This window comes from Roseivivax halodurans JCM 10272 (assembly GCF_000521785.1).
GTDB classification, from domain to species: Bacteria; Pseudomonadota; Alphaproteobacteria; order Rhodobacterales; family Rhodobacteraceae; genus Roseivivax; species Roseivivax halodurans.
Genome location: NZ_JALZ01000003.1, coordinates 116198 through 142461, shown reverse-complemented (window position 1 = coordinate 142461; position 26264 = coordinate 116198). Strand labels below are relative to the sequence as shown.

General features: G+C 68.0%; 24 protein-coding genes. 6 read left to right on the top strand and 18 right to left on the bottom strand.

What is annotated here, in order from left to right:
• Nucleotides 1-3: 3 nt before the first annotated feature.
• Complete coding sequence (dctP, locus tag OCH239_RS04610) at nt 4-1098, top strand: TRAP transporter substrate-binding protein DctP (RefSeq protein ID WP_037259367.1); 1095 nt, start codon at nt 4-6, stop codon at nt 1096-1098.
• Between the two features lie 97 nt (nt 1099-1195).
• Here the strand turns inward: dctP and OCH239_RS04605 are convergent, their stop codons facing one another.
• From OCH239_RS04605 to OCH239_RS04560, 12 genes are all read right to left on the bottom strand, one after another.
• A complete protein-coding gene (locus OCH239_RS04605; protein ID WP_157577796.1) occupies nt 1196-4738 on the bottom strand; it encodes a peptidase associated/transthyretin-like domain-containing protein in 3543 nt (1180 codons plus the stop codon).
• A 258-nt stretch (nt 4739-4996) separates the two neighbouring features.
• Nucleotides 4997-6097, bottom strand: a complete 1101-nt coding sequence (locus OCH239_RS04600; RefSeq protein ID WP_037259363.1) for a THUMP domain-containing class I SAM-dependent RNA methyltransferase — start codon at nt 6095-6097, stop codon at nt 4997-4999.
• Nucleotides 6094-7131: an AI-2E family transporter gene (locus tag OCH239_RS04595; protein WP_051489257.1), complete on the bottom strand. Its 1038-nt coding sequence runs from the start codon at nt 7129-7131 to the stop codon at nt 6094-6096. The genes OCH239_RS04600 and OCH239_RS04595 overlap by 4 nt, the downstream gene beginning before the upstream one ends.
• Before the next feature lie 53 nt (nt 7132-7184).
• Nucleotides 7185-8261, bottom strand: coding sequence for a DUF1513 domain-containing protein (locus OCH239_RS04590; RefSeq protein ID WP_037259361.1), 1077 nt, complete (start codon nt 8259-8261; stop codon nt 7185-7187).
• A gap of 16 nt (nt 8262-8277) precedes the next feature.
• Nucleotides 8278-9264 (bottom strand): imelysin family protein, encoded by a 987-nt coding sequence (locus OCH239_RS04585; protein WP_341871943.1) that lies wholly within the window; start codon nt 9262-9264, stop codon nt 8278-8280.
• A complete protein-coding gene (locus tag OCH239_RS04580) occupies nt 9261-10790 on the bottom strand; it encodes a di-heme oxidoreductase family protein (RefSeq protein ID WP_084782150.1) in 1530 nt (509 codons plus the stop codon). The genes OCH239_RS04585 and OCH239_RS04580 overlap by 4 nt, the downstream gene beginning before the upstream one ends.
• Before the next feature lie 153 nt (nt 10791-10943).
• A complete protein-coding gene (gene bfr / locus OCH239_RS04575) occupies nt 10944-11438 on the bottom strand; it encodes a bacterioferritin (protein ID WP_037259359.1) in 495 nt (164 codons plus the stop codon).
• Nucleotides 11422-11694 carry a (2Fe-2S)-binding protein gene (locus OCH239_RS04570; RefSeq protein ID WP_037259358.1) on the bottom strand — a complete coding sequence of 91 codons (273 nt, stop codon included), beginning with the start codon at nt 11692-11694 and terminating at the stop codon, nt 11422-11424. The genes bfr and OCH239_RS04570 overlap by 17 nt, the downstream gene beginning before the upstream one ends.
• A 119-nt stretch (nt 11695-11813) precedes the next feature.
• Entirely contained in the window at nt 11814-13061 is a 1248-nt protein-coding gene (locus tag OCH239_RS04565; protein ID WP_051489256.1) for an imelysin family protein, read from the bottom strand.
• Between the two features lie 46 nt (nt 13062-13107).
• Nucleotides 13108-13266 carry a hemin uptake protein HemP gene (gene hemP / locus OCH239_RS22000; RefSeq protein ID WP_084782148.1) on the bottom strand — a complete coding sequence of 53 codons (159 nt, stop codon included), beginning with the start codon at nt 13264-13266 and terminating at the stop codon, nt 13108-13110.
• Nucleotides 13260-13409, bottom strand: a complete 150-nt coding sequence (locus tag OCH239_RS22535; RefSeq protein WP_157577795.1) for a hypothetical protein — start codon at nt 13407-13409, stop codon at nt 13260-13262. Before OCH239_RS22535 ends, hemP begins: the two co-directional genes overlap by 7 nt.
• Before the next feature lie 325 nt (nt 13410-13734).
• Nucleotides 13735-14526, bottom strand: coding sequence for an alpha/beta hydrolase (locus OCH239_RS04560; RefSeq protein ID WP_037259356.1), 792 nt, complete (start codon nt 14524-14526; stop codon nt 13735-13737).
• 91 nt (nt 14527-14617) lie between these two features.
• Between OCH239_RS04560 and OCH239_RS04555 the strand changes: the two genes are divergently transcribed.
• Together OCH239_RS04555 and OCH239_RS04550 are read left to right on the top strand one after the other, a co-directional pair.
• A complete protein-coding gene (locus OCH239_RS04555; RefSeq protein ID WP_037259354.1) occupies nt 14618-16096 on the top strand; it encodes an NAD-dependent succinate-semialdehyde dehydrogenase in 1479 nt (492 codons plus the stop codon).
• Between the two features lie 129 nt (nt 16097-16225).
• A complete protein-coding gene (locus OCH239_RS04550; protein WP_037259352.1) occupies nt 16226-17296 on the top strand; it encodes a DUF3616 domain-containing protein in 1071 nt (356 codons plus the stop codon).
• Between the two features lie 48 nt (nt 17297-17344).
• On the opposite strand, the gene OCH239_RS04545 is transcribed toward OCH239_RS04550, so the two are convergent.
• The 5 genes from OCH239_RS04545 to OCH239_RS04525 form a co-directional block, all read right to left on the bottom strand.
• Complete coding sequence (locus OCH239_RS04545) at nt 17345-17818, bottom strand: Hsp20 family protein (protein WP_037259351.1); 474 nt, start codon at nt 17816-17818, stop codon at nt 17345-17347.
• Nucleotides 17819-18043: 225 nt separating this feature from the next.
• The gene (locus OCH239_RS04540; RefSeq protein WP_341871942.1) at nt 18044-18844 is read right to left on the bottom strand and encodes a trypsin-like serine peptidase; all 801 of its coding nucleotides are present in this window, start codon (nt 18842-18844) and stop codon (nt 18044-18046) included.
• Between the two features lie 62 nt (nt 18845-18906).
• Entirely contained in the window at nt 18907-20277 is a 1371-nt protein-coding gene (gene glcF, locus OCH239_RS04535; RefSeq protein ID WP_037259349.1) for a glycolate oxidase subunit GlcF, read from the bottom strand.
• Between the two features lie 12 nt (nt 20278-20289).
• On the bottom strand, nt 20290-21402 hold the full coding sequence (locus OCH239_RS04530; protein WP_037259347.1) for an FAD-binding protein: 1113 nt from the start codon (nt 21400-21402) through the stop codon (nt 20290-20292).
• A 56-nt stretch (nt 21403-21458) separates the two neighbouring features.
• Nucleotides 21459-22907: an FAD-linked oxidase C-terminal domain-containing protein gene (locus OCH239_RS04525; protein WP_037259345.1), complete on the bottom strand. Its 1449-nt coding sequence runs from the start codon at nt 22905-22907 to the stop codon at nt 21459-21461.
• Between the two features lie 229 nt (nt 22908-23136).
• Here OCH239_RS04525 and OCH239_RS04520 point away from each other — a divergent pair, with 229 nt between their 5' ends.
• On the top strand, nt 23137-23547 hold the full coding sequence (locus OCH239_RS04520) for a CopD family protein (protein WP_037259343.1): 411 nt from the start codon (nt 23137-23139) through the stop codon (nt 23545-23547).
• A gap of 134 nt (nt 23548-23681) precedes the next feature.
• The gene (locus tag OCH239_RS04515; RefSeq protein ID WP_037259341.1) at nt 23682-24047 is read left to right on the top strand and encodes a hypothetical protein; all 366 of its coding nucleotides are present in this window, start codon (nt 23682-23684) and stop codon (nt 24045-24047) included.
• A 10-nt stretch (nt 24048-24057) separates the two neighbouring features.
• On the opposite strand, the gene hemN is transcribed toward OCH239_RS04515, so the two are convergent.
• Nucleotides 24058-25416, bottom strand: a complete 1359-nt coding sequence (hemN, locus tag OCH239_RS04510) for an oxygen-independent coproporphyrinogen III oxidase (protein WP_037259339.1) — start codon at nt 25414-25416, stop codon at nt 24058-24060.
• A gap of 84 nt (nt 25417-25500) precedes the next feature.
• On the opposite strand from hemN, the gene fnrL reads away from it, so the two are divergent.
• Nucleotides 25501-26235, top strand: coding sequence for a transcriptional regulator FnrL (fnrL, locus tag OCH239_RS04505; RefSeq protein ID WP_037259336.1), 735 nt, complete (start codon nt 25501-25503; stop codon nt 26233-26235).
• Nucleotides 26236-26264 lie beyond the last annotated feature (29 nt).

Sequence of the window (26264 nt, the reverse complement as noted above, 5' to 3'; positions counted from 1 at the left end):
TCCATGACACTCACCAGATCCATCGCGCTCGGAGCCGCCGTCTCGGTCAGCTTCGGCGCCGCCGCCTCGGCGCAGGACAGCTGGACCATGACCACCACGTGGCCGTCCTCGCTCGAGCTCATCGAGACCGACAAGCACTTCGTCGATCTCGCCAACAAGCTCACCGGTGACGAGCTGCAGATCGAGTTCTACGAGGGCGGCGCGCTCGTCCCCGCGGGCGAGGTCTTCGGCGCGGTCGAGAGCGGCACGATCCAGGCCGGCGGCGACTGGCCGGGCTACTGGGCGGGCCGCGACGCGGCGTTCTCGCCGCTCGCCACGACCCCGTCGCTCTTCAACGCGGTCGATTACGTCAACTGGATCCAGCAATGGGGCGGGGCCGAGATCTACGACGAGATCTACGGCCAGTTCGGCATGAAGTACCTGCCCTACGGCGTCACCAACAACGAGAGCGGCTTCCGCACCAACGAGCCGATTCGCACGCTCGAGGACCTGCAGGGCAAGCGCATCCGCGTCTCCGGCCTCGAGCAGGGCAAGCTTCTCGAGCAGCTCGGCGGCAACCAGGTGTCGATGGCCGGCGGCGAGATCTACCAGGCGCTCGAGCGCGGCGTGATCGACGGCGGCGAGTTCTCGACCCCGAACGTGGACTGGTCCGCGGGCTTCCAGCAGGTCACCTCGGCCTGGGCGACGCCGGGCTGGCACCAGTCCGCATCGGTCTTCGGCGTGATGATCAACCAGCAATCCTGGGACGCGCTGTCGCCCGAGACGCAGGAGAAGCTGCAGATCGCGGCCGACGCGACGCTGCTGTGGTCGCTCGCCTTCACCGAGAAGCGCGCGACCGAGGCCTACGCCAAGTTCGACGAGGTGGTCGAGATCACCCGCTACGACGACGAGACGCTGGAGAAGATCCAGACCATGGCCAACGACGTGATCGTCGAGACCGCCTGCGAGAACGAGAACTCGGCCAAGGTGTACCTCTCTATGGTCGAGTATCTCGGCGACTACGCCCAGTGGCGCGACGCCTCGGCGCCGTTCAACCTCGGCCGCACGCCGAACGGCCCGGACGTGGAAGCCCTGCGCGAATGCGCTCCGGCCGAGTGATCCGGCGCGGATAGAATTCGTGAAAGGGCGGCCCGCCGGGGCCGCCCTTTTTCGTGGAATCCGCCGGCGCCTGCGGATCTATTCAGGTGGCGGATCGTCAGTCGGCGCAGGTGTTGAGTGCCGTTCCGGTCAGGGCCTCGTAGAGGTTCACACGGTTCGTGTCCGTCCAGAAGTTCCGGTACGTGACGACCGCGTTGGGCATGAAGCGGACGCCGGTGTCGAACGGATCACACACGGCGTAGCTCGTTCCGGAAAGATTGGCCGAACTCTCGAAGGTCAGGAAGTTGTTCGGGATGCCCGCATCGCGCGCCACGTGGCAGGTGCGGCAGGCCTTGCCATGCACTTCGTGATAGACGCTCGCCTCTGTCGACCAGCCGGACGGCACGTTGGGCTGAACCGGCGGGCCCGAGAACGCTGTCGGATACCAGTTGTCGATCAGGTTCCCGATCGGTGTCCCGCTGTGGATCCCCTCGACATATTCGTTGAGGGTGGCGAAGTTGTCGAGGTCCGTCGCGTCGAGAACGCCGGTCGCCGTGCCGTCGCCGAAGTCCCATTCCCCGGCGCCCGGATACCGGAAGCTCGGCAGGTCGAACTCCCGGAAGCGCGCATGCTCGACCACGTCGTTTGCGTTCAGGCTCGGCCCGCCGCCATGGCAGACCATGCACAGGAACGGCACAGGCTTCGGACCGAGCCCGTCGAGATCGGCGAAGTTGATCCGTCCCGCCGCGCCGGTGCCGCCACCGAACACGTAGAACTGTACCCGCTCCGCCTGAGGCGCCTGGGCGTCGTATTCCATCGTGACGGTTGCGCCCTGCACCGCGGGATCCTGGGTCTCGGCCGCGTCGGCATTGGCCGGGTTCTGATCCGGCAGGCCGTAATTGGTCACGTAGCAGGCCGCATCGCCGGCGTCCGGAGCATCCGTGCGGCAATGCATGTCGCGTCCGAAGCCGAGATCGTTGTGATTGAGATAGGCCTGCCGGACATAGCTCGGATGCCCTCCGCCAGCGCCGTCCGGTCCGAAGCCATTGGCGACCCACCAATCCTCGAGATTCGTCTTGGCCCCGCCGGGATCGATGGCGTTGTAATAGTCGACGACCTGAAGCGCGCCGTCGGCGGGATTGAAGTCGCCGTAGGGTCCGCTCAGGAAGGCCGGCCGGCCGAAGCCGTCCGAGTCGCCATAGGGCGGAATGATGCCCGGCGCGGCGGTCAGCAGAAGCGGATCGCCACATTCGTCATAGGGGTAGTCCGGCCAGAGCGCGTCGGGGTCCGACGGATCGAACGTCATCTGGGGACGCGCGTCGGTGTTGATGATGTCGTCGAGCAGGACGACCTCCTGCCCCGAGGACGTGCCGCGAAGCTCGAGCCTCAATGTGTTCGGCGGAAAGCCGTTTCCGAAGGGGATGCGATAGATCGCTTGGTACTGGTCATTGTTGAGCGCCGTCTCCTTCACCTGCACCGAATCGCCGCCATACGAGACATAGGCGCGGATCGTCAGGTTGCTCCAGGCCGCGAAGTCGGACCCGACCTCGAAGCGAACGCAGGTGGCGTCGGCGGGATCGTTGCCGGAGACGTCCATGTTCAACGTCGAGAAGTGGGACGTCTTGCCGACATAACGCGGCCCGTTCGAGGTGTTCTGCAACGTGCCCGTGCCTTCCTCCCTCCAGAAGCCAGTCTCGGCATCGTAGGACCATTGCGCGATCGTCGGCTGCGCGCTGCCGGACTGGTAGGAACTGACCGGGGTCAGGATCTCGGCCTCGACGCCGGGGCGCAGCCCCAACCGGTTGCCCTGCATGTCGGTGAAGTCCGCATAGAGCGCTCCGAAGCTCAGGAGCTCGGCGCGGTCGCCGTTGGCATCGATGGCCTGGTAATCGCCGGGAATGGAGCGGATCGCGGGATTCAGCGTCGCGATCGCCGCGCGCACGGCACCGGAATAGGGCGTGCCGTCCTCGAGGCGGAAACTGTCCGGCTGCAGGCGGATCTGGATGCCCCGGCGATCGCATTCCCGCTGCCGTTTCATCACCATCGCGACCGCCTCGGCCGCCGTCGCGTCCTCGCTCTCGTCCATCCTCTCGAAGGGGAAGGCGGCGCTCAGATCGACGCGACCCGCCACCGCGCGACTGTTGGCATCGGTCAGGGGCGTGCCGATCGTGACCGACCCGATGGTCCCGCGCGCGATGGACAGCTGCCCGCCTGAGACGGTCCCGCCGTCGCGCAGTCGGCCGCCGGTGACAAGCCCGCCGGGCACCATCGTGCCCGTCCGCGCGTCCCCGGCCGGCTCGGCGCGGTTGCGGGGCGCTGCGTCGCCGGTCTTCTCGAAGCCGACGAAGCGCGGCGGCACGAGACGCATTGTACGGCGCGTATCGCCCGACCTCTCCTGGTTGCAGATGCCGGAGCTGCGCGTGTCCTCGAGCGTCACGCCCTGGCCGCTCGGGAAGGTGACGACCTGCGCGCGGATCATCTGATAGGTCTGGCCGCGCGCCGTACGGTCGAGGATCCGCGACATCATGGCGAAGTTCGGATGCTCGATGTTGAGCACGTACCGGTCCTCGTCGTTCGGTTTTCTCTCCAGGCGGAACCAGCCGTTGCCGTCGGTTTGCGCCTGCGCCTCGCCGAAGGTCACCCGGGCGCCCGCGATCGGCGTTCCGGTCGCGCTGTCGACGGCCTGGCCGCTGGCCTCGATGATGTCGTCACCGACCTCCATGTCGAAGCGGCGCATCGCGAAGCCGCCGAAGCCGTCCCGCGCCATGAGGTAGACCGACCGCCGCCCGTCGATATTGGGCAGGTCCCACGATTCCGTGCGCACGGTCGAGCCCGACAGCACGCCGTCGCTGCCGCCCATCAGCCGCCAGCTGTGCTCGAGCCCGTGGCCGTCGAGATCGCGATTGGTCGAGACGATCTTGAGCGTTTCGGCCGGCGCGGACCGGGTGGTGAATTCGGCGCCGTCCGTGGCCGCGATCGAGGTGATCTGCGGCGCGCGGTTGGGCAGCGTCATGTCCACCCGCAGCGAGCCCGTCCCGGCGGCGATGGTCTGCGCGACCTGCGCCTTCTCGCATTCGCCGCGGATGAGGAAGACCTGCGCCCTGGGCAGGATGACGTATTCGCCCTGCGTGTTGGCCTTTGCATTGCGTCCGCCCCCGATCACGTCGGTACTGACATCGAGTTCGAAGAACGAATCCTGGACCCAGCATGGCCGGCTGTCTCCGGTCAGTACTCGGCCGAAGACCAGGGGCGGCTTGAGACCGACATGTACGGGTCCGAGCGGGATGACCCCGGCCAGCGCCTGCCCGCCGGCGGCCGACGAGTCCGGCCGCGTCACGCGGCGGCAGCCCTCGACGTCCTGATAGTTCCAGCAGACCTGGTAGTTCTGCCCGGCCTTGGTCGTGAACGAGAAGCTCCCGTTCAGGGCCGTCCGTCCCTCGGCGATCACGGTCGTGCTCCCGGCCGATATTGTGCGAAGCGAGACCGGGGTGTCGGCAAGCTCTACGAGAGCCAGTTCCTGCGGCGTCTCGATCGGCGCCACCAGGGTCCCGAGGATCCTCAGATCCGTTTGTGCCTGCACCCCATGGGGCGCAAGTCCGAATACTGATGCAACGAGGCAGGAGAAAGCCCTGAAACGGGACTGGAAAATAACGGATTTCATTCAATTGCCTCCAATCAATAGACGGATACACGCAATTCTATTTTGCTCCGCGATGCCTGTTGGAATCGCGCGCGATGAAATGACTAAATATTATTCAAAACGAATCGGTAATGTCGGATTCTATTGAGGCGAGAGTACTCTACTATAGCGCGATTTTCCACTGCGCTTTACGCTCGGTTCTCCGCGCCGAGATCTCGGTTGGCTCGAGGGCGGAAGGCGAGGCGCATCCGTATGAGAGGCAAGGCGAAAGGCCTCGCCTCAGCCGAGCGGTTTCGTCTGCCAGAGCTGGACCTTGAGCCCGCCATGCGGAACCGGCGGGCCCGGCGGTCCGAAGGGCAGTTTCGTCGCGGTGGCGAGCGATTTCTCGGAGGTCACCAGCGCGACCCGCCAGCCCCGGAAGCGCGTCTTCAGCGTCTCGCCGAGCGCGCCGTAGATCGCGTAGAGCAGCCCCTTGTTGCCGATCCGCGCGCCGTAGGGCGGATTGACGATGACGAGGCCCGGCGGGCCCTCGGGGCGCTGCAGCTCGCTGACCGGATGGCAGGTGAATTGCGTCATCGCCGTGACGCCGGCGCGCTCGGCATTGGCAGATGCGCCCTTCACGGCGCCCTGATCCCGGTCGGATCCGAAGAACCGGACCCGACCCTCGGGCGGGGGAGACCCGCTCCGCATCGCGTCCCACGCGGAGGCGTCGAAGCTGCCGAAATTCTCGAAGGCGAAGCGCCGCGCGCGCCCGGGGTGAAGCCCCGCGGCCCGCTCCGCCGCCTCGAGCAGGAATGTGCCGGAACCGCACATCGGATCGACCACCGGCTCGCTGCCGTCAAACCCGGCCGCGCGCAGGAAGAGCGCGGCGAGCGTCTCGCGCATCGGCGCCTTGCCGACCGCCTGCTTGAAGCCCCGCCGGTGGAGCGGCTCGCCGCTCGAATCGAGCGAGAACTGCACGAAATCGTCCTCGATCCGGACCTTCAGCACGATCTCCGCCTCTGCCGAGACGGGAATCCCCGCCGCCTCCAGTGCCCCCTCGATCCGCTGCGCCGCCGCGCCCGCGTGGTAGATCTTCGACTTCCGACAGGTGACGTCGACCTTGACCGGAACGCCCGTCCGCAGCGTCTCGGCCCAGGGGAACTTCCGCGCCCGCTTGTCGAGCTGCGCGAGATGCGGCGCGTGAAAGCCTCCGATCCGGACCAGCACCCGCGCCGCGCCGCGCAAGGTCAGGTTCGCCCGCCAGACCTCGGGCCATCCGCCCGCGACGGTCACTCCGCCCGCGCCGGCTTCCACCGAGGCAAACCCCGCCTCGCGCGCCTCCTCCGCCAGAAGCGGCTCGAGCCCCGGCGCGCAGACGAGAAAGATCTCGAGGCTCATATCCGCCCCCGGGCGGAGAGCATGACGGCGATGGGCCGCGTCGCATCGATCTCGGCCAGCACGATGACGAGGCTCGCGGTGAGCGGCACGGCGAGGATCGCGCCCGCGATGCCCCAGAGCGCGCCCCAGAACGCCAGTGCAAGCAGCACGACCGCCGGAGAGAGGTTGAACGTCCGGCCCATGAGGCGCGGCTCGAGCACCGCGCCGACATAGACCTGCGCGATCGTGAGGCCGACCAGCGCGATGCCTGCGAATTGGAACGAGCCGGACTGCACGAGGCTCAGCAGCACCGGGAACAGCACCCCGATCAGCGATCCGAAATAAGGCACGTAATTTAGAAATCCGATCAGGACGGCCCAGAAGAGCGCGAACTCGATCCCGATCGCCCACATGATCGCGAAGGAAATCGCGGCGAGCACGACGTTCACGAAAGTCTTCACGAGGAGGTAGTCGCTGATCCGGGTGTTGATCCGGTCGACGAGATCCACCGCCTTCTGCCCCCGCTGGAAGCCCCCGAGCGCGATCGAGATCTTGTCGGCGAAGAGCGCCCGCTCGGCAAAGAGGAACGCGGCGTAGAGCACGACGAGGAAGAGAGTGGCCCCGATCCCGCGGATCTGGTTGGCGAAGGTCCCGATATAGGAAGCGACGTTGATCCGCCCGAGCGTCGCGTCGCGGACGATGGCCCAGTTCGGTTCGTCCTCGATCCCTAGCAGCGTCGCGCCGCGGGCGACCAGCCGGTCGAGGTTCTGCTCGTAGCCGGGGATCTGCTCGGCCACGCGGCCGAAATTCACCACCAGCATGAAGAAGAGCGCGGCGAGCCCCGCGGCAAAGGCCAGCAGCACCAGCGTGCGAAGCGCCCAGAGGGGAAGAACCCCGATCAGAGGCAGCTTCTTCAGCGCCGTCGCCGCGGCCGAGAGGACATAGAGCGACACCACCGCCACGAGCACGGGCAAGAGGATCGGCTTGCCCATCCAGATGAGCCAGCCGAGCATGATGGCGAGTGCCGTGCCGAAGGTGATCGTACCGAGTCGCATATCCGGCGCCACGTTAAGGATGCCCGCGACCGGGCGCGAGGGGGAACGGCAGGTCAGACGTGGATCGGCACAAGGTGATTGTCCCAGGCGAGGCCTTCATGGGCAGCGAGGGGCTCCGCGCCGTCCGTCACGCGCAGCACGCCGCCGAGACCGTCGGTCGCGGTAAAGCCCTCTGCGGCAGGGGCCAGCCCGCAGACGTCGCTGCGCCGGACCACGTGACAGGCGCCGCTCTCCGTGTCGAACCGGTGGACGCGCCCGCCGCGCGGCGACGTGATCGCGGCGAAGCGTCCGTCGCCGCTCATCGCGACCGATCCGGCATAGCCCTCCATCGCCAGCTGCTCGGCGAGATCGGCCGAGAGAAGACGCGGCCTTCCCCCCCGGCGGTGCAGGCCAAGGAGCGGCACCGGATCCATGACGTCGCCCTGCCATTGCATCGCAAAGGCCACGGTCCCGTCCGGCCCCTGCGCGAGGTGGCGGATGGAGTTCTTGTGGAGGTCCGGATCGAGCACGACCTCCTCGAGGATCTCGCCCTCGGGAGTGAGATAAGTGAGGGAGGGACGCATCGTGGCGATGTTGAGCTTCTCGCGCCCGCTCTCCGGATGCGTCCGGATGCCGCCATTCGCGACCGCGAGGACATCGCCCTCGAGGCGCAGTATGTCATGCGGACCTATGCCGCCGGTCTCGATCTCGCCGATCCGCCGGTAGCCTTCGGGACGCGACCAGAGGCCGATCCGGCCGGTCCCGCTCTCGATGTGGTTCTCGGGCGTGCAGAGTACATTGCCCTCGGCGACGAACACGCCATGGCCGTAAAAATGGCGCCCCTCGGGGGCGTCCAGCCGATGCGAAAGCCGCCCCGACGCGCAATCGATGACCAGCGCGAAGGTCCCCGGGCGCCGGGCGAAGGCGACCGCTTCGGGCGCACTCGGGTGAGCGGTTGCGGCATGGCCGCGCTCCGGCAGGGCGATGCGGAAAAGCGCTTGCCCGGAATCGTCGAGGCCGATCAGCGCGTAGGCGCCCGAGGCATCCTTCGCCGCGCCGAGATAGGCGGGGCTGCCTGCATCCGCCCAGGAGAGGCGGGGCAGGGTGCTCGCGGCGAGCAGGCTCGCCATGAATCCGCGTCGTGTGGTCATCTGCGATCCTCTCCGGTCAATCCCCGTCGGTGGCGTTGAAACCCTCGGACACGCCGAGGGCCGTGCCGATCTCGTTCGACACCGCGTGGCGGATGTCGCGGACCTCCTGCTGCAATGCCTCGACCTGCACGCGCTGCATCGGGTCCGAGACGCCGGAGAGATCCGCGCTCGCCACGGAATTCGCCGTCCCCAGCGCGGCGTCGAAAGCCGCGCCGGTTTCGGGGGCGCTCTCCGACCCAAGCGTTGCCGCAAGGTCCTGCAAGGCTTCGAGCGACAGCGTCACGTTGCGCAGCGCCCGACCCGACAGCTGCGTCTCGGCGAGATCCGGGCGCGGATCGTCGAAACTGCCGAGCGGACGGCCGAGGCGCTGGTCGGCCACGAAATCGAGCCCGGTGACGAGCGCGGTGTAGAAGGCTTGCCGCGACTCGCGCTCGGACAGGAACGTGTCGTTGCCCTCGTTCCCCGCGTCGCGCACCGTCATCGCGAAGGCCGCCCAGTCCTCCGCGATCAGCGCCGCCGACCGGGCGAGATCGCGCGCCTCGGCCCGCACGAGCCCGCAGACATAATCCTCGGCGCCGTAACCTGCGTAATCCTCGGAATAGAGCAGCCGCTCCATCGCGTAGAGCCCCCGTGCCGCCACCGACACCTCGGCGAAGCCTTCGGCGCTCTCGATCACCGGGTCCTCGTCGGCGACGAGGCCGCCGAGCGCGCGGGGCGTCATGCCGCGGGTATCGGGCCAGAAGGCGATGGTCAGCGCGCGGCTGTCCTCCTCCAGCGGACCGAAGCGCAGATGCGAGAGGCCGAGCCAGGCATCGAAGGCGTCGTTCCAGGCGGGCCGGACGGCGTCCGCGGTGCAATCGGTATCGGCGGCCTCCTCAAGCGCCTCGGCCGCGTCGGCGAAGCCTTGCGTCGCGGGCAGGACATGCGCGCTCACCGCCTCCTCGACACCCGCGGATGCGGCGGTTGCGGTCAGGGCGAGGGCAAGCACGGCAAGGCGCATCATAGGCTCTCCAGATAGCGGATCAGGGCATCGCGGTCGGGTTTCGGCATCCCGGCGACACGGGACTTCGCAGCCTCCGCCTCGCCCCCGTGCCAGAGGATCGCCTCGAGGATGGAGCGTGCACGACCGTCGTGCAGGTACCGCTCCTCGCCGCTGACGGTTTCGGTCATCCCCAGCCCCCAGAGCGGCGCCGTGCGCCATTCCGTTCCGCTGGCGCGCAGCTCCGGCCGGTGATCGGCAAGTCCCTCGCCCATGTCGTGCAGAAGCAGGTCCGTCATCGGCCAGATCAGCTGGAAGCTCTGCTCGGGCTGGTCCTCCAACCGGTGGGTCACGAATTTCGGGGTGTGGCAGGAGGCGCAGCCGCTCTCGTGGAAGATCTCCTTGCCGCGCAGGACCGTGGGATCGTCCACATCGCGGCGCGCCGGGACCGCTAGGTTGCGCGCATAGAACGTCACGAGGTCGAGCCCTTCCGCGTCGATCTCGGTGCCGCGGGCGTCGTCGTTCCCGTGCGGCGCGCCGGTGCAGTCCGGCTGCCGTTCGGTGCATTCGCCGTATCCCTCGGGGTGCAGCGAGTTCGATATGCCGATATCACCCGCAAAGGCCGAGGCGCTCTGCTCGCGGATCGTCGGATTGCCCGCCTTCCAGCCGAACCGGCCGAGCATCGGGCGGTCGAACTCCGCCGACCAGACGATCTGCGCGCGTCCCGAGATGCCGTCGCCGTCCAGGTCCTCGGGGTCTGCGCCCGCGAGGATGTCCGCGGACGGAATCGCTTCCAGAAGCCCCAGCCCGATCATCTGCGGCGCGAGGCGCGGGCTCGTCTGAACGTCGCCGAGCGGGCCGTAGCCGGGATCGGTGATCTCGTAGACCGGGCGGTGCATGGTGACGGTCTCGCCCCCCGAAAGCTCTTCCTCGAAGGTCTCGTATCGCACCTCGAGTTTCGCCTCCGCGGGAACGCCGGGAACGGCAAGGTCCTGCAGCTGGCTTCCGTAGACCGGGTGCGGGTTCGCGCCCGGAATCTCGTCGCCGAGCGCGGCGAGGTAGCGGTCGATCTCGGCCGCACCCGCCTCGTCCCGCGGAACGGAAAGGCGCAGGAAGAGGCCGCTCTCGCCCTCCTCGGCGATCCGCCCCCGTCCATCCTTCAGATGGCAGCGCTGGCACGAGCGGGCGTTGTAGACCGGGCCCAGCCCGTCCGATGCCTTGGTGGAGGCCGGAGCAGAGGCCCAGAGCTTCTTGAACAGTCCGTTGCCGACCTTGAAATCCAGCTCGCGCTCGAACGGCATGTTGCCGGAGGCCTGCGAGAAGGCGTCGGGCGTGCTGCGGGCGCGGACCGTGGCGGCACCCGCGGGGTTCTGCTCGAAGGCTTCTGGCGCGCTGAAATCCTCGGGCAGGGCGGTCGCCCCGGCAATCCTCTCGCGCTCGGCGTCGGTCCGGGGAACGATGTCGAGATGCGGCTCGGCCAGATGCGCGGGAGGATCGGCAAGCGCGGTGCCGGCGACGAGGAAAGAGATCAGGAACAGGCGGCAGCGCAAGGCTCGAACCCCGGGTCTTGGTATACCCCACCACGTGACAGGAAAATCCGAGTAATTCAATCGGGCATGTCGCGGCCAAACGACGCTTTCACGAAAACACCCCCTCGCGGACTGCGAGAGGGTGCCGGATCGGTCCAGCCTGCCGGCCGGAGATCAGTCGTCCTTCTCGGCCTCGTTTGCCGGAGACGCATTGAGCAATCCGTATTGTGCATCGCCGAGCTTGCCGTAGAGGTCGAGCTGCGTCTCGAGATAGTCGATATGACCTTCCTCGTCGGCGATCAGCTCTTCGAAGAGGTTCTTCGAAGTGTAATCCGCCACGCTCTCGCAATGGTCGCGCGCCTCGATGTAGAGCTTGCGCGCGTCGTGCTCGGCGGCCAGATCCGCCTCCAGCGTTTCCTTGAGGTTTTCCCCGATCCGCAGGCTGTCCAGTTTCTGCAGGTTCGGATGTCCTTCGAGAAAGATCACCCGCTCGATCAGCCTGTCGGCGTGGTGCATCTCCTCGATGCTCTCTTCGCGCGACTTCGCCGCGATCTTGCCGTAGCCCCAGTCTTCCTGAAGCCGGTAGTGCAACCAGTACTGGTTCACCGCGGTCAGTTCGGACCGGATGGCACGGTTGAGGTAGTCGATGACCTTATCGTCGCCCTTCATTCCCTGTTCCCTCGTATCGAGTCGATGGCTGGACCGCGCGGCGCAGGCCCCGCAGGTTGGCTGGTACCTCGAACGTATCGCAGGATTTGAGGGTGTCCATGAAGAGCGGCAGGCAGCCGCCGCAATCGGCCTTCTTCCCGAGCGCCCGGTAGACCTTTCCGGGCGTGATGATCGTGTCGGGATCGGCGGCGCGCATCCAGTCCACCGAGGCGCGGATGTCGCGGTCGGTGATTCCCATGCAGTGACAGACCATCATGGCGTTGGTCCTTCCTGGATCGCCGCGTCGCCCCTACCGGTACCGCGGCATTGTTACGAAATGATATGATCCGGGGCGGCATCCGTCTCTGCGGCGTCTGGCCGCCCCGGACTGCTCGATTATTGGAAAACGGCGTTCGGATCGTCGAGGCTGTCCGACCCCTCGAACCCGATGTCGTCGAGGCCGAGTGCGCTCACCGCCCGCTCGATGGACCGGGTCTGGGTCACGAGCCCGTCGACCGCGGCCATGATCAGCGCCTCGCCGTCCGAATTGCCGCGGGCCAGCATCTCGTCATAGGCGAACCCGGCTTCGGCGGCCGCCTTCAGCTTGGCGAGTTGCAGCACCGTGTGATCGAGGTTGCGCGACAGTTCCGCATCGACGCTCTCGTCCGCCTCGGCCACGAGGTCCGACAGGCTCTCGCCCTCGACGACCGAGCCGTCCACGCGGACGTAGCGGCCGTTATAGACGTTGTGGATGCCGAGCCCGTCGTAGAAATGCGAGTTGTGCGTGTTGTCCGAGAAGCAATCGTGCTCCTCCTCGGGATCGTTCAGCATCACGCCAAGCTTCATCCGCTCGCCGGCCTGCTCCCCGTAGGACAGCGAGCCCATGCCGGTCAGCATGGCGACGATGCCCTGATCGGGACTCTCCGTGACATTGGTCCGCGCATCGCCGCCCTCGGCCCATTGCCCGGTCATCCATTCGAGTTCCGAGACCAGAAGGTCGGTCGCAGCCGAGAGATACTCCCCGCGGCGGTCGCAATGGCCGTTCGTGCATTCCTCGCCGGCGGCATAATCGGTCCAGGGACGCTCGCCCGCACCGTCCTCCGTGCCGTTCAGATCCTGCCCCCAGAGCAGGAACTCGATCGCGTGGTATCCCGTGGCGACATTCGCCTCGACCCCGTCCGCCTCGTGCAAGGTATCCGACAGAAGCTCGGGCGTGATCTCGGAGGCGTCCACGTCCTCGCCCGACAACTCGAAGCTCTCGTTGGCGACGACGTTGAGCCCCGCATAGCGGTTCTCGCCTCCGGCATAACCCGCATCCACGTAGTCGATGAGCCCCTCGTCGAGGGGCCAGGCGTTCACCTTGCCCTCCCAATCGTCGACGATCGGGTTGCCGAAGCGGAACACCTCGGTCTGCTGATAGGGCACCCGGGCCTCGAGCCAGGCGTCCTTCGCCGCGGCGAGAGTCTCGGCCGAGGGCTCGGCGATCAGCGCGTCGACGGCCGATTGCAGTGCCTTCGCGCTGGTCAGGCTGTCCTCGTAGCCCGCATGCGCGATGTCGGCATAGGTCGTCAGGACGGCCGCCTTGTCGGCGAGGGCAGGGCTGGCCGCGAGAAGGGCAGCGAGGGCGGTGGTGGTGCGGATCATGAAGTCGTCCCGTGTTGGCTGTGGTTCTTGTGGCTGACGAGGCGAATCACTTCGTCAGGATCAGCTTCCCCTGCCGCGTGATGCGCAGCGTGTAGATCTGATCGCCGAGACGGATATGGGCGAGCTGCCCTCCGCCGGTCAGGGCCTCGGCATCGTGCTGCGGCACCTCGGCGGCGGTATCGGTTTCGATGCGCCGGGTCAGCATGACACGTCTCCGAGTCTTGCCCGCCAGACGAGGCGGTCGATGAGGGCTTCGAGGCCGAAGATGCCGAGCGGTTCGGCGTCGGTCACGAATCCGGGCCGCTCGGTGCGGGAATTGCGCAGGGATGAAGGGGCGACACGCGTCATGGGCCTGTCCTCCAGGATGGTTCGGATGCGGGCTTCCCCATCTCCATTGCGGGGTGGCTGAAAATTATCCTGAGTAGAGTGGTCGGAAAAGTCAATCCGAGTTTTTTGGTCGGATTTATCGCAAGCCGCGGAACCGCTCTGCCCGGCCGCACAGGGCTCTCGGGGAACGCGATTGCAGCTGTGAGGGGAGGTAGGGGCGCGTCTTTATCGCGGCGGCACGCCAGCATGGCGCCTGCAGCGCGCCCGGGCCGGAACCGGTCGGCAGTGGCCCCGGTGAAGCAACGCTCCCCGGGGCAACGCCGTCACTTGGAACGGAACGCCGGGCTCAGGCGAGCAGGGCGCGGACCATGCGGCTCTCGGACTCGAGGAGGCCGTCGATGACGTCGAAATGGTGGCGCCCGTCCTCGATCACGTGGTCGCACTCCCAGGCCTCGGCGAGCCAGCGGGCCTGATCGAGGAAGGCGGGCAGTTCGTCGGCGCCGACCCAGACGGTGACTGGCGTCTTGGGCTTGTCCTGGAAGATCGGGCTTTCCGCTTTCGCCTCCTCCGCATCGAGGTTGAGATCACCGTTGATGGTGGTCTCGAGCAGCGGGCGGAGATCCGACACCGGAGAGATCGGCATGACCCGTTCGATCCGGGATGCGACCTCCTCGGGCAGCACCCCGGGGGCCAGCATCCGCGCGACGAGATGGCCGCCCGCGGAATGGCCGACGAGGCGGATCGGCAGATCCGGCAACTCGCGCGCGACGGCGGCGATCGCGCTTGCCACCTCGCGCGTGATGTCGGACACCCGGGCGCGGGGGCAGAGGTCGTAGGACGGCATCGCCACCGCCCAGTTCGAGCGCAGGAGGCCTTCGGAGAAATGCGAGAAGTCGCCGCGACCGAACCGCCGCCAGTAGCCGCCATGCACGAAGATCGCGAGCCCCTCGCGGCGCCGCACCGGCGTGAACAAATCCATCACCTGACGCGTTCCGTGACCGTACATCAGCCCGAGCCGGGCACGGTTGGCTGCGCCCATGCGCTTTCGGAAAGCCTCGGCCTCGTCGGCCCATCGGGGTGGGAAGCTCTCGGCATCCGGCACGTGTCCGGAATTGTCGTAGGCCTGGTCGGGGGTCATCACTGTTCTCTTCGCCGGTTCGGTCTATTGGTTGGGCAAGGTTTAACAAATGCGCGCGCGGCGGCACCCAGAAATTTGAAAGGTACATGACATGCTGGACAAGACCACGGATCTCGCCGGGATGCTCGACGACCCGAGCCTGCTGGAACCCCGCGCCTTCGTGGGCGGGCAATGGATCGCCGGAGACGGCGGCACCTTCGACGTCACCAACCCGGCGCGGGGCGACGTCATCGCCGAGATGTCGGATCTGAGCCGCGCCCAGGTCGCCGACGCCATCGACCAGGCCTACCAGGCGCAGAAGGACTGGGCGCGCTGGACGGCCAAGGAGCGCTCGCAGGTCATGCGCAAGTGGTACGACCTGATGATGGAGAACCAGCGCGACCTCGGGAAGATCATGACCGCCGAGCAGGGCAAGCCGCTCAAGGAGGCGATGGGCGAGATCGCCTACGGCGCGTCCTTCATCGAATTCTACGCCGAGGAGGCCAAGCGGGTTCTCGGAGAGCAGATCCCGGGCCACGCCCGCGACAAGCGCATCCTCGTGATGAAGCAGCCGATCGGCGTCGCCGCATCGATCACGCCCTGGAACTTCCCCAACGCGATGATCACCCGCAAGGCAGGCCCGGCGCTCGCGGCGGGCTGCACGTTCGTGGCGCGCCCCGCCAAGGAGACGCCGCTCTCGGCCACCGCGATCGCGGTGCTCGCCGAACGCGCCGGTATGCCGGCTGGCGTCTTCAACGTGGTGACCTCCTCGTCCTCGTCGGAGATCGGCAAGGAATTCTGCGAGAACCCGAAGGTCGCCAAGATCACCTTCACCGGCTCGACCGAGGTGGGACGGATCCTGCTCAAGCAGGCTGCCGACCAGGTCAAGAAATGCTCCATGGAGCTCGGCGGCAACGCGCCGTTCATCGTCTTCGACGACGCCGATGTCGACGCTGCCGTCGAGGGCGCGATTGCCTGCAAGTTCCGCAACAACGGGCAGACCTGCGTCTGCGCCAACCGCCTCTACATCCAGGACGGCATCTACGACGAGTTCGCCGAGAAGCTGAAGGCGCGGGTCGAGCAGCTCAAGGTCGGCGACGGGCTCGAGGACGAGGAGGCCGATCTCGGCCCGATGATCACGCGAGACGCCATCGACAAGGTGCAGGAGCACATCCGCGACGCCAAGTCGAAGGGCGGCAAGGTGATTCTCGGCTCCGACCAGCACGACGCGGAGGGCAACTTCTTCAAGCCCGCCATCGTGACGGGCGCGACGCAGGAGATGGCCTTCGCCACAGAGGAGACCTTCGGCCCGCTCGCGCCGCTCTTCCGTTTCACCGACGAGGACGAGGTGATCGGCGTGGCGAACGACACGATCTTCGGGCTCGCCTCGTATTTCTACGCCAAGGATCTCTCCCGCGTCTGGAAGGTCGCCGAGGAGCTTGAATACGGCATCGTCGGCGTGAACACGGGTCTCATCTCGACGGAGGTCGCGCCGTTCGGCGGCGTGAAGCAGTCGGGTCTCGGCCGCGAGGGCTCGCATCACGGGATCGATGAATATCTCGAGATGAAATATGTCTGCCTGACCCTCTGACGTCCGGGCCGGTCGGGCGGCCGCTCGCTGCTGACGCAGCATCGCCCCGCCCACCGTCCCGTGACCTTGTGCAGGGGCGGTTCCGGGAATGCCGGGGCCGCCTGTCCGTCGTCACTGCCGGAGATCCGGATGCCCGATCCGAAACCCCATGCCACCGTCACGCTCACATTCCGGCATCCGGACGACATCGCCCATGTCGAGGCCGCGATCCACGACGATATCTCTTCGGTCACACGGCACGGCGACAGCCTGTTCCTCTGCTGCGACGAGACGGCGGGCGTCGACCGGCTGACGCGCATCCGGGACGGCGTCTGGGGCAACCACGTGCATTTCAACCTCGGCGCCATCGTCGATCTTCCGGACGGACCGGATGGCGAGATGGACATCGAGGGGCTCGATTGCGACGGCGACTGGCTCTGGATCACGGGCTCGCACTCGCTCAAGCGCGGCAAGTTCAAGCCCGGCAAGCACGACCTGCAGGAGGGGCTCGCGGCGATGGCGCGGATCAAGCGCGATCCCAACCGCTACTTCCTCGCCCGGATGCCGCTGCAGGAGCGCGAAGACGGCTTCGCCATCGCGGCCGAGGACGGCGACCGTCGCGGCGCCTGGATCGAGATGAAGGAGAAATCCTCCCCGCTCATCGGCTGGCTGAGCGACGACCCGCACCTGGCGCCCTTCCTGGACATTCCCTCCAAGGAGAACGGCTTTGACATCGAGGGCATGGTCGGCCGCGGCAACCGGGTGTGGCTCGGTCTGCGCGGACCGGTATTGCGCGATCACGCCGTGATCCTCGAATTCGAGATGACGGTCACGAAGAAGGGCCGGCTGAAGCCCCGCAAGCTCGAGGACGGCCTTCGGTACCGCAAGCACCTCCTGCCCTCGGGCGGCGAGGGGGTGCGCGATCTCGAGGTGGACGGCGACGATCTTCTCGTGCTCACCGGCCCGGTCACCGCGGGCGACGGGCGCTCGGACGTCTGGCGATGGGCGGGCTTCAAGGGCGTGCACCGCTCGGGCATGGTGCCGCCCGAGGCGCTGACCCACGTGGCCGAGATGCCCTATCGCGGCGCGGTCGACCATCCCGAGGGATTGGTGCGCTGGCCGGAGGTCGGGAACGGTTTTCTGGTCGTCTACGACTCGCCCGCCAGCGAAAGACTGCCGGAACCCGAGACAATCCTCGGCGATATCTGGGTTCTGGACTGAAACGCGCCCCGGCCGGGGCCGGGGCGCGCAGATGGGGTCGGGACAGGGTCAGTTGACGGACTGGGCGTCCACCACGTCCTTGCCGGTTTCCACCGTCTCGGCCTTGGCGATCTCGATCCGGCGGGGCTTAAGGGCCTCCGGGATCTCCCGCGCGAGGTCGATGTGCAGCATGCCGTCGGCATGGCTCGCGCCGGTGACGCGCACGTGGTCGGCCAGCTGGAAGCGACGCTCGAACGCCCGGGTGGCGATGCCACGGTGCAGGTAGTGGCGGCCCTGATCGTCCTCGGCCTTGCGGGCGGAGACGACGAGCGCGCCGTCCTTCACCTCGACCGACAGGTCGGCGTCGGAGAAGCCGGCAACCGCGATCGAGATGCGGTAGGCATCGTCCGCGGTCTTCTCGATATTGTAGGGCGGGTAGGTCGGCTGGCTGACATCGTTGGCCAGCACGCGGTCCATCATGTCGGCGATCTGGTCAAAGCCGACAGTGGCTCGGTAGAGCGGTGCAAAGTCGAAGCTACGCATGGAATATCCTCCGTTGAGCGATACCAGTCGTGAGCGCCTTCCCATCCCGGGACAGACGCCTTTTTCGTGCCGACACCCGTGCTTAGGCGCATCGGCACCGGATATATTGGAAAGCCGCCGCCCCTGTTCAAGACCCTTTCGAGCGTGAGGATCGAGGTGCCGGCGGGGCGGTCGGTGACGCCTCTGGGAGCGAATATTCGGAATGCACGACCGGGGGCCGGCGGATCACCGCGGGACGACCGTCGCCCCGCTATCCCTACCGGTTCCGGCGGCCACGGAGGTGAGATCGGGCGCACCCGGACGCTCGCGACCGGCGTCGAGCATCGCGCGGAGGGCCGCGACCGGCCCGTCGAGCCCGATGCCCAGCGAGACCGGTCGGCCCTCGGATTGCGCCTTGGCCGCCACCACCGACACGATCCGCGCCTCGCCGCTCGCGAACGAGAAGACCGGCGAGCCCGAAGATCCGAAATCGACCGCGCAGGACATGACGAGCACCCCCTCTTGGCGCGAGATGACACGGCAGCGCTCCTGCACGCTCGGCGCCTCGGCCCGGTCGTACGCGTAAGAGACGACCCCGATCTCGTCGCCGGTGCGCGGCCTGCGGTCGGTCCGAAAGGGCATGGCCGCGCCCGTGTCGATCGGAGAGTCCAGTTCGAGCAGGGCCACGTCGTGGCGCACGCGGCCGGATCCCGAGGGTTCGCCATAGACGAAGTCGGGCAGGTGCACGGCGCGGCGCACCTGGCGGTAGGCGACCGCCCGGCCGTTGCGCCAGCCGGCCCGGAACTGCATGTCCCCCGGCGCCACGCGCGCACCGGTCCCAAGATCGTAGAGGCAGTGGGCGGCGGTCAGCACGAGATTCGGCGCGATCAGGGCACCGGTACAGAAGGACCGGTCGGCGATCTCGATCCGGCCGACCGCATCCCAGTTGCGCCCGTCCTGACGTGATCCGAGCGACAGAAGCGTGTCCGCCATCGCGCCGGACGCCGCCCCCACCAGAAGCAGAACTCCCGCGACCACCGCGCGCACGCCTCCTCCAAGATGTCGCCACCGCCGCGATGGAACAGACGGCGCGCGAAGGTCGCCCGCGCTCATGGCGTCAGGGCCGGCGGCTTCGGCCCGCCCCAGGCCCAGTCGAGAAGCTCGACCGTGTGCACCACCGGCACGTCCGTGCCTCCGCCGATCTGCATCATGCAGCCGATATTGCCCGCCGCGATCACCTCCGGTGCCTTCGCCTCGAGCGTCCGGATCTTACGCGCCTTCAACTGCGCGGAGATTTCCGGCTGCATCAGGTTGTAGGTCCCGGCCGAGCCACAGCAGAGATGGCTGTCGGCGGGCTCCACCACCTCGAACCCGGCGCGTTTCAGAAGCTCCTTCGGGTGCGACTTGATCTTCTGCCCGTGCTGGAGCGAGCAGGCCGCGTGATAGGCGACGCGCAGGCCGCGCCCCTCGGCGGCGGGTGGCCCGAAGATCCCGTGCCCCTCGGGCGCGTCGGTCCCTGCGATGCCCTCGAACGCGGGATTGCCGGTCTCGGCATCCGCCTCGCTCACGAGATCCGCGAGAAGCTCCGAGACGTCGACCGCAATTTCCGCCACCCGCGCGGCGTCTCCCGCCAGCGCCTCGGTGCGGAACATGTGGCCGTAATCCTTCACCGTCGTGCCGCAACCCGAGGTGTTGATGACGATCGCGTCGAGCCCGTCTCCGTCCATCTCCCGCGTCCAGGCGCGGATGTTCCTCGCCGCGCTGCCGTGGCTCTCCTCCGTCTTGCCCATGTGGTGGGTGAGCGCCCCGCAGCAGCCCGCGCCCTCGGCGACGACCACCTCGCAGCCGAGCCGCGTGAGCAAACGGATGGTGGCGTCGTTGATGTCGGTGTTGAGCGCCCGCTGCGCGCAGCCGGTCATCAGCGCGACCCGCTTCGTCCGCCTGCCTTCGGCGGGAAACACCTGCGGATCGTCGTTGCGGCTGACCGGCGGGATCCTCTTCGGCGCCATGTCGAGCATCGCCCGCAGGCGCTTGTCCGGCATCACCCCCCTGAACGGCCGGCCGATCTTCGCGCCGAGCAGCGCAAGCCGGAAACGCCCGGGATGGGGCAGGATCCGCGCCAGCACCCAGCGCAGCGCCCGGTCGTGCCAGGGCCGCTCGTAATGCTCCTCGATATACTCGCGCGCGTGATCGACGAGGTGCATGTAATGCACGCCCGAGGGACAGGTCGTCATGCAGGCGAGGCACGACAGGCACCGGTCGATGTGGCGCACGGTCTTGTCGTCCGGAACGCGCTCGTTCTCGAGCATGTCCTTGATCAGGTAGATGCGCCCCCGCGGGGAATCGAGCTCGTCGCCGAGCACCTGGTAGGTCGGACAGGTCGCCGTGCAGAACCCGCAATGCACGCAGGCACGCAGGATCTCGTTCGAGCGCGCGACACCGGGATCTTTCAGCTGGTCATCGGAGAAATTGGTCTGCATGTGGTCTCGCTGTCAGCCCATCAGGCCGGGATTGAGGACGCCCCTCGGATCGAAGCGGCGGCGCAGCCCCGCCGAAAGCGCCGCCACGGGCGCCGGCTCGGGCTGGAAGACGGGCAGGGCGGAGAGCGCCGCCTCCGATCCGCGCACCAGCGTCGCATGCCCGGCAAAAGCCCCGAGATGTGCGCGCAGGTCCGATCCCTCGGGCATCCGCGCCCAGATCCGTCCGCCGCCCCAGTCGAAGAGCACCTCGTCCGCGCCCGCGCGGGCGGCGATCTCCGGCGCGTCGCCCGGTTTCACCGACAGGCACCAGACGTCCCCGGGCTTGCCGTGGAACTCCGCCACGTCCCGGATCCCCCGCCAGCGCGCGGCGACCGCATCGGGATCGGTTTCGCGCGTGATCTCGTGTCCCGCGAAGAGATCCGCGAGGCGCCCCAGCCGGTAGCACACCGAATCCGCAAAGCCCTCGATCCGGAGGCAGGTCTCGCCCCGTCCCGGCAGGTGCGCCGCCCCCGTCACCTCGAAAGGCGAGCCGAGGCCCCGCGCCATCGCCGCCACCGCCTCCGCGTCGCTCAGCCCGTGCAGGACGAGCGTTCCCTGCGTCTCGGGCGAGGGCAGCACCTTGAGCGCCACTTCGGTCAGCACGCCGAGCGTGCCGCGGCTTCCGGCCATCAGCTTCACGAGGTCGTAGCCGGTGACGTTCTTCATCACCCGCCCGCCGTTCTTGACCACGGCGCCGGTGCCGTCGACGAAGCGCACGCCGAGCAGGAAATCCCGGCACGCCCCCGTCTGGATCCGCCGCGGACCCGAGACATTCGCCGCCACCGCGCCGCCGATCGTCGGCTCGCCCGCCGTCCCTAGAAGCCCGCGATGATCCATCGGCTCGAAGGCGAGCCGCTGCCCCTCGGCCTCGAGCGCCGCCTCGATCTCCGCGATCGGCGTTCCCGCCTTGGCGACCAGCGTCAGCGCCCCCGGCTCGTGAAGCGCGATCCCCGTCAGCCCACCGGTCTCCAGCACCTCGCCCGGCCCCGCACGCGCCATGCTCCGGGTTCCGCCCCCGCGGACATGCAGCGGCCCCGTGGCGCCCGCCACCAGCTCGCTCAACTCGTCTTCGCTCGTCGGCCGCATTCCGCTCCCTGCTTCTTCTTGGCGAAAATACTCCGGGGTCCGGGGCGGAGCCCCGGTCATTCCGCCGCCAGCCGCGCCCCGCGCCGGGCTTCGGAGACATCGAGCGGAAAGACCTTGGCGGGGTTCAGCAGCCAGCCCGGATCGAAGACGTCCTTCACCGCCATCTGCGCCTCGAGATCGGCGGGTGCGTACTGGTCCGACATCAGGTCGCGCTTCTCGATCCCGACGCCGTGCTCGCCGGTGAGGCAGCCGCCGACCTCCACGCAGAGCCGCAGGATGTCCGCCCCCAGCGCCTCGGCCTTGGCAAGCTCGCCGTCAGTGTTGGCGTTGAAAAGGATCAGCGGATGCATGTTGCCGTCGCCCGCGTGAAAGACGTTCGCAACCTCCAGCCCATACCCCTTCGCGAGCTCGCCGATGCGCGTCAGCACCTTCGGCAGCTCGGAGACCGGGATCGTCCCGTCGAGGCAGATGTAGTCGTTGATCTGCCCCATCGCGCCGAAGGCCGACTTGCGGCCGAGCCAGATCCGGCCCGCCTCCTCGGCATCCTGCGCCTCGCGCAGCTCGACGGGATCGTGGCCGCGGGCGATCTGCTTGATCAGCCCGAGCTGGTGGTCGATCTCGGCCTCCGACCCCTCGACCTCGACGATCAGCAGCGCCTCGCAATCGGGATAGCCCGCATGGGCGAAGGCCTCGCAGGCGCGGATGCAGGGGCGGTCCATGAACTCGATCGCGACCGGCAGGACGCCCGCCTTGATGATGTCCGAGACGCACGCCCCCGCCACCTCGTTCGAGGAGAACCCGATCAGCACCGGCCGCGCGCCCTCGGGTTTCGGCAGGATGCGGAGCGTCGCCTCCGTCACGACGCCGAGCTGACCCTCGGAACCACAGACGAGGCCGAGCAGATCGTAGCCCCCGGCATCGAGATGCGCGCCGCCGAGCTCCACCACCGTGCCGTCCATCAGCACCATGGTGAGGCCGAGGAGGTTGTTCGTCGTCACCCCGTATTTGAGGCAATGCGCCCCGCCCGAATTCATCGCGATGTTGCCCGCGATCGCGCAGGCGAGCTGCGAGGAGGGATCGGGCGCGTAGAAGAAGCCGTCCTCCTCCACCGCGCCTGTGACGCTCAGATTCGTGCGCCCGGTCTGCACCCGGATGAAGCGGTTGTCGTAATCGGTCTCGAGCACCTCGGTCATCCGCGCCACCCCGAGGATGACGCAATCGGCGGTCGGCAGCACGCCGCCCGCAAGCGAGGTGCCCGCGCCCCGCGGCACCACCGGCACGCCTGCCGCGTGGCAGATCTTCAGCACCGCCGCGACCTCCTCGGTCGAGGCGGGCAGCACGGCGGCGAGGGGCGGGCAGGCATAGGCGGTGAGCGCGTCGCATTCATAGGCGCGCGTTTCCGCGGGATCCGAGATCACTGCGCCTCCGGGCAGGACGCGTTTCAGCTGCGCGACGAGATCGTCCTTGCGCGAGAGAATGCGCGCATCCGGCTCGGGCATCTGCATGGGGCGGCCTCCTCCAACTCGGGATGAGGGTAATGCGGAGCCGGCCTCTTGGAAACACCGAAGGACGCGGCCGCGCGAGGGCGTGATCTTGGCGCGTCGCCACGCTCTGCTGCCGCGAGATGACGGACGGGACGCGGGCCCGAACCCACTCGAGCGGCCCGCCTCCCGTCCGAAGAGGCGCACCCAAGCCCCTTGCACCCGGTCATGCTTTACCGCACCTCTTGCATCCATGACCTGGATCAAGATTGTCCACCTCCTGTGCGTCATGGGCTGGATGACCTCCATCTTCGCGGTGCCGCGGGCGCTGATCTACTGGAAGCGGGAACACGCCCGACTGCAGGAGTTCGGCCCCTTGGGCGATCTGACGATCCGCCTCTACCGCTTCTCGGCGGGGCTCGGGGTGATCGCGCTGATCACCGGCCTCTGGCTCGGCGGGCTCTGGGGCATGCCGGCCTGGGTATGGCTGAAGCTCGCGCTCGTGCTCGCTCTCGTCGGCCATTACGTCATGACCGGCCTCATGGTCCTGCGCGCGCGCCGCGGCGAGTTCCGGGAAAGCGACAGGTTCCTGCGGATCTTCAACGAGGTGAGCGTGCTCGGGGTGATCGCGGTGCTCTGGGTCGTCGTGGCGAAACCGTTCTGAGACATCGGTGCCCCCTCCCGCCGCTTCGGCATCGGCCGGGCACACGGACGCGACACACAAAGGTGACGGGTCCGGCCGGTCCGCGATGGTATGTCACCGGCAACGATGCGGCCGGGAAAGCTGGGGGCAAGGCGATGAAGAGATTCCTGCTGGCGGTGGTGCCGGTCCTGATGGCGACGTCGCTCCATGCCGGCGAGCCCGAAGTGAAGGACATGACGGCCGACAAGACCGGCATGTCGTGGCGCATCTCGGTGACGATCGCGCATCCGGACGAGGGATGGGACCATTATGCCGATGCCTGGCGCATCGAGGATGCGGAGGGCAGGGTGCTCGGCACCCGCGAGCTCCTTCATCCGCACGTGGAGGAGCAGCCCTTCACCCGATCGCTGAGTTCGGTGATGATCCCCGACGGCGCTCGCGAGATCTTCGTGCGGGCGCATTGCACTCTTCACGGCTGGAACGAGGAACCCGTCCGCTTCGAGGTGACCCGGGGCAGGTAGGCGCGCCGGATCAGACGGCGCGGCTGTACTGCGTGTCGCTTCGGGCCAGGAAACCGTCGAACTCCGCGCAGAGCAGGCGGGCGAAACGTCCGTCGCTTGCGGTGAGCCGCAGCCTGCCGTGGTCGAGCGCCACCTCGTCGCCGAACCGCGCGGTCACCCGGGCGATCTCGGGCGCGAAATGCCCCAGATCGAAGCCATGGCGGGACGCGACCTCGGGAAGGTCCACCGCGAAATCGCACATGATCCGGTCGATGATCTCGGCCCGGCACCGGTCTTCGGGGCCGAGCGCGAAGCCCCGGGCGCTGGCGAGTCGCCCGCCGTCGATGGCCTGCGCCCAGACGCCGCTCGCCGCGGCGTTCTGCACGTGGCCCTGCGGGAACTTCGAGAGCGCCGAGGCGCCGAGCCCGATCAGGACCGGCGAGACGTCGGTGGTGTAGCCCTGGAAGTTGCGGGCGAGCCGCCCCTCGCGCGCCGCCACGGCGAGCGCGTCTTCCGGCAGGGCGAAATGGTCGATCCCGACCGGCTTGTATCCGGCCCAGGCCAGCATGCGCTGGCTGATCTCGAAGAGCGCGAGCCGCTCGGCCGGCCCCGGCAGGCTGTCGGGCGGAATGAGCCGCTGCCGCCGCGCCATCTGCGGGACATGCGCGTAGCCGTAGATCGCCGCCCGGTCGGGGCGCATCTCTTTCACCGTCTCGAGTGTCGCGCGCAGGCTCGCCGAGGTCTGGAACGGCAATCCGTAGATGAGATCGACATTGAGCGACGCCGCCCCGCGCTTGCGCAGCTCGGCCGCGGCCCAGGCGGTGACCTCGACGGTCTGTGCGCGGCCGATGGCGTTCTGCACTTCGGGCGCGAAATCCTGCACTCCGATCGAGGCGCGGGTCAGTCCCATCGCAGCCAGCGCGTCGAGGCGGGCGTCGTCGATCTCGGTCGGGTCGACCTCGACCGAGATCTCGGCGTCTTCGGCGACGTCGAAGGCGGCGCGCAGGTCGCGGTTCACCGTCTTCAGGAGGTCCGGCCTCAGGATCGTAGGCGTGCCGCCCCCGAAATGGATCGCGGACACTCTCTGGCGCCGCCCCAGCATCCCCGCCACGCGCCAGATCTCCATCCCGAGCCGCGTCACGTAATCGTCGATCGGACGGTCGGTGAGCGTGCCCTGCGTGCGGCAGGCGCAGAAATGGCAGAGCCGGCGACAGAAGGGCACGTGAAGGTAGACCGATACCGGCTGATCCTCGGGCACCGCGTGGAGCCATGCGGCGTGGCTGTCAGGCCCCACCGCGGCGGTGAAGTGGTTCGCCGGAGGGTAGCTCGTGTAGCGAGGCACCGAGGCGCGGCGCAGAAGCGCATTGGCGATGGGGGCTTTATCGGTCATGACCGAGGGATTAGGCTCGGAAGTGTCAACGCGCCTTGACCTGAATCAAATGACTGCCGCCTAATGCGTACAGAGGTGAGTGCGATGCCGAGTCCCAAGCTTCGCGAGAACTGCGCCGATTGCCCGATCCGGTACCGGGCGGTCTGCGCCTATTGCGAACCGGACGAACTCGAGGTGCTCGAGCGGATCAAGTCCTATTCCGAGATCGCGTCGGGCCAGCCGATCTTCTTCGCCGGCGAGCCGATGACCCATGTGGCGAGCGTCGTGACCGGCGCTGCGGTCCTGTCGCGCACGCTCGAGGACGGACGGCGTCAAATCAACGGCGTCATGCTGCCCTCGGACTTCATCGGACGGCCCTGGCGCGAGACGATACCCTTCGACGTGACCGCCGCCGGCCCGGTGACGCTCTGCCGATTCGAGCGCAAGGCCTTCGAGGCGATTCTCAAGGAGACGCCGCATGTATCGGAGCGCCTCCTCTCGATGACGCTCGACGATCTCGATGCCGCCCGCGACTGGGCCGTGGTGCTCGGCCGCATGGCCGCACGGGAGCGCATCGCCGCCTTCCTGCTCTTCCTCTCGCGCCGTCTCGGCAAGCCAACCCCCGGAAATGCACAGAGAATCACGTTCTCCATGCCGCTCACCCGAGAGGCGATCGCAGATGCGCTGGGCCTTACGCTCGAAACCGCGAGCCGCCAGATGTCGGCCCTGCGCCGCGACGGGCTGATCGAGACCGAAGGCCGCTCGACCGTCATCGTCCCCGACCTCACCGCGCTGCAGGACGAGGCGCAGGACGACGCCGACGGCTCCGACATCCTCTGAATCCGGTCCCGAGTCGCGCCGCAGGGCCC